Annotated in this window: 14 protein-coding genes; 6 read left to right on the top strand and 8 right to left on the bottom strand. The window is 62.5% G+C overall.

Going from position 1 to position 11664, the window contains the following annotated elements:
- Positions 1 to 20: 20 nt before the first annotated feature.
- Positions 21 to 782, bottom strand: coding sequence for a heparan-alpha-glucosaminide N-acetyltransferase (locus tag B5G02_RS02895; RefSeq protein ID WP_241146145.1), 762 nt, complete (start codon positions 780 to 782; stop codon positions 21 to 23).
- A gap of 7 nt (positions 783 to 789) precedes the next feature.
- Complete coding sequence (gene lexA / locus B5G02_RS02890; RefSeq protein ID WP_094335112.1) at positions 790 to 1428, bottom strand: transcriptional repressor LexA; 639 nt, start codon at positions 1426 to 1428, stop codon at positions 790 to 792.
- Between the two features lie 154 nt (positions 1429 to 1582).
- Here lexA and B5G02_RS02885 point away from each other — a divergent pair, with 154 nt between their 5' ends.
- From B5G02_RS02885 to B5G02_RS02865, 5 genes are all read left to right on the top strand, one after another.
- Positions 1583 to 2113 carry a LysM peptidoglycan-binding domain-containing protein gene (locus tag B5G02_RS02885; RefSeq protein ID WP_094335111.1) on the top strand — a complete coding sequence of 177 codons (531 nt, stop codon included), beginning with the start codon at positions 1583 to 1585 and terminating at the stop codon, positions 2111 to 2113.
- Positions 2114 to 2241: 128 nt separating this feature from the next.
- Complete coding sequence (nrdR, locus tag B5G02_RS02880; protein ID WP_019238588.1) at positions 2242 to 2685, top strand: transcriptional regulator NrdR; 444 nt, start codon at positions 2242 to 2244, stop codon at positions 2683 to 2685.
- A 3-nt stretch (positions 2686 to 2688) separates the two neighbouring features.
- Positions 2689 to 3132 (top strand): dUTP diphosphatase, encoded by a 444-nt coding sequence (gene dut, locus B5G02_RS02875; RefSeq protein WP_094335110.1) that lies wholly within the window; start codon positions 2689 to 2691, stop codon positions 3130 to 3132.
- A gap of 52 nt (positions 3133 to 3184) precedes the next feature.
- A complete protein-coding gene (locus B5G02_RS02870; protein WP_094335109.1) occupies positions 3185 to 4525 on the top strand; it encodes an NCS2 family permease in 1341 nt (446 codons plus the stop codon).
- Between the two features lie 185 nt (positions 4526 to 4710).
- Positions 4711 to 5649: an NAD(P)/FAD-dependent oxidoreductase gene (locus B5G02_RS02865; protein ID WP_094335108.1), complete on the top strand. Its 939-nt coding sequence runs from the start codon at positions 4711 to 4713 to the stop codon at positions 5647 to 5649.
- A 203-nt stretch (positions 5650 to 5852) separates the two neighbouring features.
- Here the strand turns inward: B5G02_RS02865 and B5G02_RS02860 are convergent, their stop codons facing one another.
- A complete protein-coding gene (locus B5G02_RS02860) occupies positions 5853 to 6701 on the bottom strand; it encodes a DegV family protein (protein ID WP_094335107.1) in 849 nt (282 codons plus the stop codon).
- 167 nt (positions 6702 to 6868) lie between these two features.
- Between B5G02_RS02860 and B5G02_RS02855 the strand changes: the two genes are divergently transcribed.
- Positions 6869 to 7501, top strand: coding sequence for a DUF1836 domain-containing protein (locus B5G02_RS02855; protein WP_241146144.1), 633 nt, complete (start codon positions 6869 to 6871; stop codon positions 7499 to 7501).
- Positions 7502 to 7610: 109 nt separating this feature from the next.
- On the opposite strand, the gene B5G02_RS02850 is transcribed toward B5G02_RS02855, so the two are convergent.
- From B5G02_RS02850 to B5G02_RS02830, 5 genes are all read right to left on the bottom strand, one after another.
- Positions 7611 to 8729 carry a C40 family peptidase gene (locus B5G02_RS02850; RefSeq protein WP_241146143.1) on the bottom strand — a complete coding sequence of 373 codons (1119 nt, stop codon included), beginning with the start codon at positions 8727 to 8729 and terminating at the stop codon, positions 7611 to 7613.
- A 196-nt stretch (positions 8730 to 8925) separates the two neighbouring features.
- Positions 8926 to 9459 carry an adenine phosphoribosyltransferase gene (locus B5G02_RS02845; RefSeq protein ID WP_094335106.1) on the bottom strand — a complete coding sequence of 178 codons (534 nt, stop codon included), beginning with the start codon at positions 9457 to 9459 and terminating at the stop codon, positions 8926 to 8928.
- Positions 9460 to 9473: 14 nt separating this feature from the next.
- Positions 9474 to 10337: a MerR family transcriptional regulator gene (locus B5G02_RS02840; RefSeq protein ID WP_094335105.1), complete on the bottom strand. Its 864-nt coding sequence runs from the start codon at positions 10335 to 10337 to the stop codon at positions 9474 to 9476.
- Between the two features lie 2 nt (positions 10338 to 10339).
- Positions 10340 to 10747 (bottom strand): FHA domain-containing protein, encoded by a 408-nt coding sequence (locus B5G02_RS02835; protein WP_019238579.1) that lies wholly within the window; start codon positions 10745 to 10747, stop codon positions 10340 to 10342.
- Positions 10748 to 10844: 97 nt separating this feature from the next.
- Positions 10845 to 11564: a CDP-alcohol phosphatidyltransferase family protein gene (locus tag B5G02_RS02830; protein WP_094335104.1), complete on the bottom strand. Its 720-nt coding sequence runs from the start codon at positions 11562 to 11564 to the stop codon at positions 10845 to 10847.
- Positions 11565 to 11664 lie beyond the last annotated feature (100 nt).

The following is an 11664-nucleotide window of genomic DNA, read 5'->3' as shown; positions in this document are numbered from 1 at the left end:
GCGCGAGGCGGTACCGCTCGCTATGCGTGCCCGATGAGGGTGAAGAGCACGATGAGCAACGGCTGATGGGCGAGGTAGATGAGAAGGCTATGCCTGCCGATCGCGCTGAGCGGGGCAATCCAGTCGCGGCGCATCCAAGCGGGATAGCCTCCCGGCGAGAGCCGATCGAAGAGGCGCGCCCCGAAGGCGCCTGCCGCGTACAGGAAGCAATAGGGAATGAGCGGATAGTAGTCCCCCGACGCAAAGCCGGGGCCCGGGAACCCGAGCCAAGCGAGGCCGTCCACCGCGTACAGATGTCGGGGGACGGTGTACGTCAGCGCAAACAGGCCTAGAGCGATCAGAAGGCCGAGCAGGGGATGCACGCGCTTGAGGGCAGGGGAGAGCGTGCCCCAACAGAGCGTGCAGGCCGCCATGCAGTACAGGATACCGAAGGAAATGGCGGTGTCGACGCTCGCCACGCTGGTAACGAGCCACACGATGAGCGCCGAGGCTCCGTAGAGCGCCGCACGGCGCAGGTTGTTGCGCGAGAAGCGGGTCATCCAGCCGGCGAGCGCGATGAACACCCAGCTGATCGAGCAGCGCCACACATCTTGTATGACGGGATCGCGGAACCAAGGAAGGTCGAAGCCGTAGATATACACGGCATCGTATGCGGCATGAAAGCATACCATCGATATGATGGTAATGCCGCGCAGGATATCAAAGGCGGCCACGCGCGATGTGATGCGGCTGTTCGCTTCGGGTGCCGCGACGGTGGATGACCCGTGATCTCGAGACGCCATGAGCTGCCTAGAAGCGCCTCATGAGCGCGACGACCTTGCCGAGGATCTGGGGGTTGTCCGCGTAGATGGGCTCCATGGTGTCGTTCTCGGGCTGGAGGCGCACCCGTCCGCGCTCCTTGTAGAACGTCTTCACGGTAGCCTCGTTGTCGATCATGGCGACGACGATCTCGCCGTTCATGGCATTGGGCTGCTCGCGAACGATGAGGTAATCGCCGTTGAAGATGCCGGCATTGATCATGGAGTCGCCATGCACCTCGAGCACGAATGAGGAGGCATCGGTCGCGATCTCGGTGGGGAGCGTGAAGGTGTCCTCGACGTTCTGCTCGGCGAGGATGGGCATCCCGGCGGCGACGCGGCCGACGAGCGGCAGCGTGACCGTGCCGCGGCTCGGGGACTCCTTGACCTCGGCGAGGTTGACGGAGGAGCCGTCCTCGTTGAACAGCTCGAGGGCGCGCGGCTTCGTCGCGTCACGCTTGATCAGGCCGCGCTCCTCAAGGGCGCTCAGGTGCGCGTGCACCGTGGAAGGGGAGGAAAGGCCCACTGCGGCCGCCATCTCGCGCACGCTCGGCGGATAGCCTTTCTCGAGCTGATATTCGCGGATGAAGTCGTAAATCTGCTGCTGGCGCTTCGAGATCTTCCGTGCCATCATACCCTCCTTGAATCCAAACAATTGTTCGATTTTTCTTGACAAGAACAACTGTTCGAAGATAATAGTATACGAACATTCGTTCTCACGCCAGAACTTTTTGTCCGGACGCGACGATATACCTAGTTCCACCACATCGAGGGAAGGGGAACACATGAACATGAAGCGCACACTCACCAACGGCAACCTCGCGCTCTCCTTGTCGCAGCCGTCGCGTCATGAGGCCGCATATCCGTACGAGACGGAGATCATCGCCCTTCCGGTGCGCCCCGCGCAGCGCCGTCGTCCCGCCTCCTCGCAAACCGTGCGCATCGCGTCCGACGCCTCCCGCGTCCAAGCTGCGCGACCCGTCGCGCGTGCAACCTCCCAGCACCGGAGCGCCGCTCGCTCCTTCGTTCGAACGCTCGCGACGGTCTGCGTGCTGCTCGGGGTTATCGGCGTGCTCGCAGCCGCGCTCTTGTCGGTGCTCCATACCGAGTCGAGCGCCTATGCCCAGGCGCTGAACCAGGCGGAGCGCATCACCATCTCGGTCGCCCCCGGCGATTCCCTGTGGTCCATCGCCTCCGAGCATGGCGTCGATACCCTGACGACCCGTCAGACCACCGATCTCATCCGTTCTTGGAATGACTTGGATTCCTCGTTGCTCCAGCCCGGCATGGAGCTGCTCGTGCCCGCGGAATCGTGATCCCGCACCTGGCTCGAATCAGGACGTTTCCCCTGTATTTCGAGTGCATCACAACATGTTGAACTTTTTTCGTTCTCAATCACAATCCGTGCTATCCTTGTGAAGTTCATTTCACGGAGGAGGGTGCCATGCGTTGTCCGCGCTGCGGCGGGGCTGATACGCGCGTTATCGATTCGCGCACGCAGGACGCAAGCAACGCTATCAAGCGCCGTCGTGAATGCCGCGCATGCGGGTACCGGTTCACAACCTTCGAGCGTTGCGAGGACCCCATCGAGGTCATCAAGAGCGACGGCACGAAGCAGCCGTTCGACCGCAACAAGCTCCTGGTCGGCCTCATGCGCGCGACATCCAAGCGCGACATCGACCTCTCGCAGCTCAATGCCCTGATCGACGACATCGAGGCTGAGCTGCGCGCCGGCACGTTCACGAACGTCACCTCGCACGATATCGGCAACATGGTGCTCAAGCGCCTGGAGAAGCTCGATAAGGTCGCCTACATCCGTTTCGCCTCCGTGTACCGGGATTTCAAAGACATCGATGAGTTCCTCGAGGAACTCGATAAGTTGAGGTGAGCTATGTCGACCATCTCCGTCGCGATCAAGCGTCTCGACCCAACCGTCGAGCTTCCGTCCTATGCCTATGCCGGCGATGCGGGACTCGACCTGCGGGCGCAGGCCTCGGTCGACATCGCGCCCTTCGAGCGCGTCCTCATCCCGACAGGGCTCGCCATCGCGCTGCCCGACGGCTACGCCGGGTTCGTGCAGCCCCGCAGCGGCATGGCGCTCAAGCGCGGCCTCTCCATCGTGAACACCCCGGGTCTCATCGACGCGCATTACCGTGGCGAGCTCAAGATCATCGCCATCAACCTCGATGCCCATGAGACCATCCATATCGAGCGCGGCGAGCGCATCGCCCAGCTCGTCATCCAAGCGGTGCCCACCGTGCAGCTCGTCGAGGTCGATGAACTTGACGAGACCGACCGCGGTACCGGCGGATTCGGCTCAAGCGGAGCGGCCTAGCCGCTTCCGAGCACATACTGTTGGCGAAGAACATCCAGAGAAAAGGGGAGAAATGGATTCATTCTTCAAGCTACAGGCGCGCGGTACGAGTACCGCAACGGAATTCCGTGCCGGCCTCACGACGTTTTTGGCGATGGCCTACATCATCATCGTCAACCCGAGCATCCTTTCGGCCGCGGGCATTCCCGAGACCGCCGCGGTCACCGCGACCTGCCTGGGCGCTGCGGTGATGACCATGGCGATGGGCATCTTCTCGAACCGCCCGCTCGCCTGCGCGTCCGGCATGGGCATCAACTCCATCGTGGCCTTCACGCTGTGCCTCGGCATGGGTGTGGGCTGGCCGACCGCCATGGCCGTCATCTTCGTTGAGGGCATCGCGATTCTTTTGCTCGTGCTCTGCGGCCTCCGCGAGGCGATTATGGACGCGATCCCGGTGCCGCTCCGTCATGGCATCTCCATCGGCCTCGGCCTCTTCATCGCCATGATCGGCCTCAAGGACGGCGGCGTCATCGTCGCGAACACCGACACGCTCGTCTCGCTCGGCGCGATCGTCGACGCTGAGGGCGTCCTCAACTTCACGTTCGTCATCGGTGTCATCTCCATCATCCTGACCGTCATCCTCTATTCGATGAACGTCAAGGGCGCGCTCCTCTGGAGCATCATCATCTCCGCCATCATCGGCATCCCGCTCGGCGTGACCCCGCTGCCCGACGGCGTCGTCGCCCCGCTCGACTTCTCCACGTTCGCCGCCCCGTTCCAGGTGAGCGAGCCCTCCGGCGTCATGGGCATCATCGAGGTCATCACCACCCCGACGCTGCTGCTCATGGCCTTCTCGCTCATGATGAGCGACTTCTTCGACACCATGGGCACCGCTATGGCCGTGGCCAAGCAGGGTGACTTCCTCACCGAGGATGGCCGTGTCGAGGACATCAAGCCCATCCTCATCGTCGACTCCACCGCTGCCATCGCCGGCGGCTTCCTCGGCGCGTCCTCCATCACGACGTTCGTCGAGTCCGCTTCCGGTGCCTCCGACGGTGGCCGCACCGGCCTCACCTCGATCGTCGCGGGCATCTTCTTCCTGCTCGCCGCCTTCTTCTCGCCGCTCATCAACTGCATCCCGCAAGCTGCGACCTGCGGCGCGCTCGTCTTCGTCGGCTTCCTCATGATGAGCGAGGTCTCCGAGATCGAGTGGTCGAACCCCATCGAGGCGTTCCCGGCGTTCATGATCATCGCCGGCATCCCGTTCACCTACTCCATCTCGAACGGCATCGGCCTCGGCTTCATCACCTATGTCATCGTGGCCGTCGTTACCGGCAACGTGAAGAAGGTGCGCCCGCTCATGTGGGTCGCTGCCCTCGCGTTCCTGGTGTACTTCCTCATGACCATCATGTAGGGAAGTCCCTGTATATATAGGCTGTTTCGAGGGCACCGGAGCGATTCCGGTGCCCTCGTTTCATGTGCGGTGGCGGAACTCTATACTTAGGTACCTAAACGTTTATGGGTATGAATGTATAGCATGGTTCAAGACTGGGTAGGCGCTACTACATGACACGCCTCGAGAATCGTGAGGAGCAATCGATGGATACCGTAACCCATGTTCATGATGTCGCGATCATCGGCGGAGGGCCTGCCGGCTATTCCGCTGCCATCTATGCAGCGCGCGCGAGCCTCGACGTGGTGGTGATCGAGCAAGGCATGCCGGGCGGACAGATCGCCACGACCGAGACGATTGAGAACTATCCGGGCATCGAGCAGATCTCGGGTTTTGAATTCGGCCAGAACCTGCAAGATCACGCGGCGTCGGTGGGCGTCGAGTGCGCTTACGGGGTGGTCTCGGCCATCACGCGCTGCGAGGACGGGAGCTTCATCGTCGAGGCGGATCCCGGCTCGTATGCCGTTCGTGCCGTCATCGTTGCGACGGGGGCCAAACCGCGCCATATCGGTTTCGAAGGCGAAGAGCGCTTCGCAGGTCGCGGGGTGTCGTATTGCGCTACCTGCGACGGGATGTTCTATCGCGGCAAGGACGTGTTCGTCATCGGCGGAGGTACCGCTGCGTGCGAGGAGGCGCTGTATCTCTCGCGCATCGCGCGCTCCGTCACCATGGTCGTGCGGCGCGACGTGTTCCGCGCGCCGAAGGGCGTCGTCGACCGGATGCTCGCTGCGGACAATATCGAGGTGCGGTTCGAGACCTCGATCACGGCGGTCGATGGTGAGAACGCGATCTCGTCGATCACGTTCCGAGATAACCGCACGAGCGAGGAACATATCGAGGAGTTCCCGGAGGGCTCGGTCGGCATCTTTGTCTTCGCAGGCACGGATCCCACGGTCGACCTTGTGCGCGACTTCGTCGATCTGGGTGATGATCGCGGTGTCGTGACCGACGAGGATATGGCCACGAGAACGCCGGGAATCTTCTGCGCGGGCGATATGCGTTCGAAGCATCTCCGCCAAGTGATCACTGCGGCAGCCGATGGAGCCATTGCCGGCATGTCTGCCTACCGCTATATTGTCGGTTAGCTAATCAAGATAATATATCTTATGTAAAGTTGTTGATAAGACGAAGTTCTGGTGATTATCCAAGCGTCGTAGCGGTTGTCGCCCCACGATGGAGCTACATCCACCCCGCAGTGAAAAGAGTTCACCTACAAAACAAACGACGGCTCGCGGAATTGCTTCTGCGAGCCGTCGCATATTGTGAAGCGTTGTAGACGGTATGCGCGTTACCAGCCGTAGCCGATGATGAGGCCATCCTCCTCGGCATAGTACGAGCACAGGCCGCCGCACGGCATGATCGTGACCTCCGCATCCGGCCAGTCGGCATGGATGCGCGCCTCGAGCTCCTGCGCTGCGCGCTCGTTGAACACATGATCGATGTAGACCGGACCTCCGCTGTACCCATCGGCCTTCATCGTCGCGATAATCTTCTCGAACGCCTTGCGCTGCGAACGAGCCGGCCCCACGACCTTGATGGTGCCCTCGCTGCTCGCGGTGCCCAGGATGCGAATCTTAAGCTTGTTTGCGAGTGCACCGGCCATCTTGGGCATGCGTCCCGCCTTGGTGAGGTTCTCGTAGCTCGAAAGCAAGAACAGCACCGTTGATGCCTGCTCCACGTCGCAGATATGCGCGGTGACCTCGTTGAACGTGGCATCCGGGTGCGCCAAGCGGTACCGGTCGACCTCGACCGCGAGCAGTTCGAGCTTGCCGCCGGCCGCGCGCGAGTTCACGATGAAGATGTTGCGATCGGCATCCTCCTCGAGCACCATATCGCGCGCCATGACGGCCGCCTCATAGCTCCCTGAAAGGTTCGCCGAGATGGTGATCGCGATCACGTTGTCCGCGCTCCGGAACAGATCCGCCCATTCACCGACACTCGGGCAGGCACTCGAGGACGCGGATTCCTCGGCAGAGACCTTGCGATTGAGCTCGGCGACGTCGAGCGAGTCATCATCGATGAACTCCTCGCCCGCGACATTGATCTTGAGCGGCGCGAAGCGATAGATCGTATCGGGTGCCTGCGGCTGGAAGCCGCGAAGGTTGCAACTCGAATCAGCGATTATGGCCCAACTCATGGCTCGATCCTTTCATGAGGGCTCACCCTACGTACATCCTAGCACGTCGATAAACACATCACGTGGTTTTCAAAACAATATGATACTATATCTTACACAAGATGTGGGGTTCGGAGTCCCTGTGACGCGGCAACGCACCCCGATACGACCAAGCGAGGTGGCCGACTATGGCGCAGCATACAAAGGTTATCGCGATGACGGATAACGGCGGTGCGATCACCCGCGACGACGTCACCCCGACCGTCCTCCCCGACGCCTTCCTCACCTCGGAATTCGCCCAGCAGTTCACGGAGTTCCACCTCCCCCGCTACCACGAGCTGCCCACGGTGAACCTCTACCGTGACCAGGTGATCGGCATCGTCGAACAGGCGCTCGCCCCGTTCTCTGACTGCATCGAGGGAGATCTGCTCACGCCCTCCATGGTGAACAATTACGTCAAGGCTGGCCTGATCTCGGCGCCCGTGAAGAAGCAGTACGGGCGCGAGCACATCGCACGGCTCATCGTGATCTGCATCTTCAAGCAGGTCCTCTCAATACAGGCCATCGCACGGCTGTTCCGTATCCAGAAGCTCACATACCTCGTTGACGTCGCCTTCGATTACGTGGCCACGGAGCTCGAGAACGCGGTGCACACAGCGTTCTCGCTGGGGGACGCCCCCATCCCGGACACCGCCTCGCAGGTCACCCGCGAATCGCTCCTCGTGCGCAACGCAGTCATGGCCTTCGCCGCAAAGGCGTATCTCATGGGGTACTTGCACTACCTGGGCTTCGATGAGTCGAACGGCAAGGGCAAGGCCTAAGCAGGTTTCGGGGCCGCACTCAGTGAATATCTTGGGATGAAAACGCCCGCCCATCAAACGTCGGAACGTCGATGGGCGGGCTTCGTGCATAAGCGATGCGAAAAAACGTCTAGATGTTGCCACCGCCGAGCGGGGTGCCGCAGTCGTAGATGCTGCCGTAGCCGATGCCGCGACCGTAATTCCACGCGCCGTAAATCTGCCCGCCGCCTACATAGAAGGCTACGTGACCCGGATAGAAGACGAGGTCGCCGTACTGCAGCTGGCTGATGTCGGTGGTATAGCGGCCGTTGTTCATGACGTACTCGCGCTGCGCGGAGGAGCTGTGCGGCATATAGACGCCGATCTGCGCGTACGACCACGACACGATGCCGGAGCAATCGAAGCCCACGGAGGGGTCGGCCGCACCGTAGACATAGGGCGCACCCGCCTGCGTGAAGGCGTACTGGAGCGCGGCGCTACCGACCGACGAGGTGCCCGAAGACGAGCCGCCGGTATCGGGCACGGGATCGGGGTCGGGCGTCGGCGTGGGCGCCGGGGTGGAATCATCCGTGGTGTCGCTCGCGGGAGGCGTGACCACGGGGCTGTCGCTCGTGGAGGCGCTACCGTCCTCGGCGGACTGCATGCCGGCGGCGAGCTGCTCGTTCTGGGCGGCTTCAGCCGCAAGCTGCTCGCGCATCTCCTCGGAAAGGGAGTTCACGAGCGCCTGGGCATCGGCCTGGTTCTGCTGGACCTCGGAGACCTTCTGCTCCATCGCGGCGATCTCTTGCTCCTGCTGCGCCTGCGACTGCTCGAGTTCGGCCTTGAGCGTCTGGACGTGCTCGATGGCCTCCGCCTGGGCATCGGATACCTTGTTGGCGTAGTAGACGCGCGACACGAGATCATCGAAGCTCGAAGCGCCGAGCACGACGTCGAGCAGCTGCCCGCCACCGCCCTTGTAGTCGTCCGCGGCGCTCTGGGCGAGCGTCTTCTGGGACTCCTGGAGCTGAGTCTCGGTCTCCTCGATCTCGCCCTTGATAATCTCGAGCTCGCGCGCGGCGTCCGCGAGGTCTTCCTGGAGCTGGGCGTATTCGGCGCCGATGGACTCGAGCTGCGCCTGGGCGCTCGCGAGGTCGGATTCAAGGTCTGCGTAGGCCGGTGCAGCGTGAAGCAGCGTCGCGCCAAGGGAAACGGAGAGCACGGCGACAGCGGCACAACGGGTCAGAACGCGTCGGGAATCTCTCAAAGACATAGATGATCCTTCGTTTAGGGTACGATTGGCATGATTATACCGTCGCGCATGCGCGCGGGACACGTTTTACGCCAAACGTAAGCAAAACCTCAAAGTGTTTCGATATAACGTCCGCAAGCACGCCGCAAGCCGCGATGCGCGCATGGCGTGCGCAGGGATTACCGTGCGTCTCTTGTCGTAGCGATCGACGCCGGAGCTACTGCACCTGCACCAGGCTCACGAACCGAACCGAGCCATCCTCCTCGAGGAGCGGACGGGGATTCAGGAAAGCGAGCTCGAGGATGCAGCCATATCCGACGAGCTCGGCGCCCATCTCGCGCACGAGTTTGCCCGTGGCGGCCGCGGTACCGCCGGTCGCCACGAGGTCGTCGACGATGAGGACGCGGTCGCCCGCGCCGAGTGCATCGGCATGGATCTCAAGCGTGTCGGTGCCGTATTCGAGCTCATAGTTCACCGAGACCGTCTCGCGCGGGAGCTTGCCGGGCTTGCGCGCGGGGACGAAGCCGGCTCCAAGCTCGAGCGCGACGGGGACGCCCACCATGAAGCCGCGGGCCTCCGGGCCGATGACCTTCGTGATGCCCGCGTCTTGGAACGGCTTGGCGATGGCCTCGACGGCGCAGCGCATCGCCTCGGCATCGGCGAAGAGCGGCGTGATGTCCTTGAAGACGACGCCCGGCTCGGGATAATCCGGAATGTCGATGATGCGCGATGCGAAGTCGAAGTCAGCCATGGCTCTCCCCTATCCTAGCTGCGGCGCCGCGTGCGCGACGTCCGATTGGTCCCGGTTTGCGCGGTCGTCGGGGCGGCAGCCTGCTCCGACGCCTCCTTATGCGCCGAACGCGCGGCCTCGGCGCGTGCGAGCTCGTCGTCGATGGAGTCGACGTCGGCGTCCTTCACGACGACGTTGAGCGACTCGAACACGCGCGCCTTGAGGAGCGCCGTGTGCAGACCGTCCGTGAGGTCGTGGAGCTTCTTGAAGGCGCGCTCGATCTTGGCGTTGCGGTCCTCGTCGCTATCGTCCAGGCCGAGCATACCCACGAGCACCTGCTCGTACATCGTCGACTCGCGGTTCGCCGAGACCACGTACTGGCGCAGGTTGCGCGGCTCGATGTGGAAGCGCGAGAGCTCGTCGCAGAAGCGGATGATCTCGAAATCGCTGCCATCGATGAGCTCGCGGTTCTTCGGGCTCTTGACGATGCGCACGAGGTCGTTCTGCGCAAGCGAGCGCACAAACGAGATGCTCACGCCCAGAAGATCAGGCACGTCCTCCAAGGGATGAAGCTTCTGCTTCGTCTCCTTGGGCTGCGCCTTCATGGGCACGTCGGACAGCAGGCCAACCTCGTAGGCGAGCGTGTGCAGGTCGTCGGCGCTCTCGAGGCGCTGCTTGATCACGTTGAGCGGCATGTAGCGCGTCTTCTGCAGATGCAGGATGACCTCGAGTCGTTCCACGTCATCGCGGGAGTACTGGCGGTATCCCTTGGGCGTGCGATGCGGCGTGATGAGCCCCTCGTCCTCCAGGAAGCGGATCTTGGAGTTCGAGAGGTCCGGATATGTGCCGCGAAGCAGGTTGACGACCTGGCCGATACTGAGGTAGCTGCGATCGGCCACCGCTATTCACCCGTCTCGATGCGCTCCGGGGTGCGCTCGTGGTAGACCAAGGTGAACGTGCCGATCTGCACCGTGGAGCCATCATGGAGCGGCGCGGCGGTGACGATGGCGCCGTCGACCCAGGTGCCGTTCAGCGAGCCCAGGTCCTCGATGGTCGTACCGAAGGGCGTGCGCACGATCTTGGCGTGCGTGCGCGAGACGGTCATATCGTTCAGGAAGATGGCGTTCGCGGGATCGCGGCCGATGGAGGTCTCCGGATCGATGATCTCGAAGGTGTTGCCGGTCTGGGGCCCCTTGATGATCGAGATGACGGGATCGGTGATGCGCGCGCTCTTCATGAGGTCCGGCGCGGTTGCGTCATCGGTGGGAATGCGGAACACGCGGGTGGAATCGCTTGCGGAATCTACCATGAATTCTCCCAACACACGATAAGCCGAGGCATCCTCGGCCAGACATCATAGCTCTGCGCCTATTCTACCGCACGGGAACGCCCTCGTGCGGGCGAGCTCAGGATACCCCGTCACCCTCCACGATTTCCGGGTTGAGGAAATCCTCGTCCTCATCCTCGGGGTGCTCGATGGCGCGCTTGGCCGCGAGGGCGCCCTTCACCGTGTAGATGACGGCCGTGATGAGCGAGAACGCGACGCCGAGGTACACGAGGTACATCCCGAGGGGCACGGTGCGACCGTCGAGGCCGGGGAACAGCGGCGCATAGGCGCCCAGGATGCCGAGGCCGGGAACCGTCGGCAGGCCGAGCAGCATGAGGGAGAAGCCGGTCATGAGCAGGGCCGTGGCGGCCTTGCCGGTGTAAACGACATCGATGGGGCGCTTGTGGAAGCGGCGCACGATGACGTTGCCGATGGCGAGGTAGACGTCGCGCGCGATGATGACGACGCAGATCCACAGCGGGAGCTCCTGGCGCACCACGAGTCCGAGCACGCCGGTAAAGAGCAGGGCGCGGTCGACGACGGGATCCATGAGCTTGCCGAGCCAGCTCACCGTATGCGTCTTGCGCGCGATGGTGCCGTCGAGCCAGTCCGTGCTCGCAGCGATGGCGTAGATCACGAGGCAGACATAGCGATTGACATCGGTGATGAAGAGATAGAGAAAGACGAAGGTGAGGACGAGGCGGAGCGCGGTGATGAAATTCGAGATCGTGAAGACCTGGTTCGAGGGAAACTCGGACGTGCCGACGAGCTCCCGCTTGACCTTCCTGCGAATTCCCACGATACTCCCCTAGCGAATCAACCTGGCACACACTGCTTTGGATGATACCCAAAGGCAGGAGCGTTAAGCCCGGCCACAGTATATAAAAAGGACGCCGGAT

Origin of the sequence: [Collinsella] massiliensis (assembly GCF_002161605.1) — a bacterium.
GTDB lineage: Bacteria > Actinomycetota > Coriobacteriia > Coriobacteriales > Coriobacteriaceae > Enorma.
This window is presented reverse-complemented; position numbering and strand designations above follow the sequence as displayed.

Coding starts and splice junctions, on each gene's coding strand:
- nrdR (WP_019238588.1), top strand. CDS start 2,242: ATGCGTTGTCCGCGCTGCGGCGGGGCTGATACGCGCGTTATCGATTCG.
- B5G02_RS02855 (WP_241146144.1), top strand. CDS start 6,869: ATGGCGCAGCATACAAAGGTTATCGCGATGACGGATAACGGCGGTGCG.
- B5G02_RS02870 (WP_094335109.1), top strand. CDS start 3,185: ATGGATTCATTCTTCAAGCTACAGGCGCGCGGTACGAGTACCGCAACG.
- B5G02_RS02845 (WP_094335106.1), bottom strand. CDS start 9,459: ATGGCTGACTTCGACTTCGCATCGCGCATCATCGACATTCCGGATTAT.
- dut (WP_094335110.1), top strand. CDS start 2,689: ATGTCGACCATCTCCGTCGCGATCAAGCGTCTCGACCCAACCGTCGAG.
- B5G02_RS02835 (WP_019238579.1), bottom strand. CDS start 10,747: ATGGTAGATTCCGCAAGCGATTCCACCCGCGTGTTCCGCATTCCCACC.
- B5G02_RS02895 (WP_241146145.1), bottom strand. CDS start 782: ATGGCGTCTCGAGATCACGGGTCATCCACCGTCGCGGCACCCGAAGCG.
- B5G02_RS02865 (WP_094335108.1), top strand. CDS start 4,711: ATGGATACCGTAACCCATGTTCATGATGTCGCGATCATCGGCGGAGGG.
- B5G02_RS02885 (WP_094335111.1), top strand. CDS start 1,583: ATGAACATGAAGCGCACACTCACCAACGGCAACCTCGCGCTCTCCTTG.
- lexA (WP_094335112.1), bottom strand. CDS start 1,428: ATGGCACGGAAGATCTCGAAGCGCCAGCAGCAGATTTACGACTTCATC.
- B5G02_RS02860 (WP_094335107.1), bottom strand. CDS start 6,701: ATGAGTTGGGCCATAATCGCTGATTCGAGTTGCAACCTTCGCGGCTTC.
- B5G02_RS02850 (WP_241146143.1), bottom strand. CDS start 8,729: ATGTCTTTGAGAGATTCCCGACGCGTTCTGACCCGTTGTGCCGCTGTC.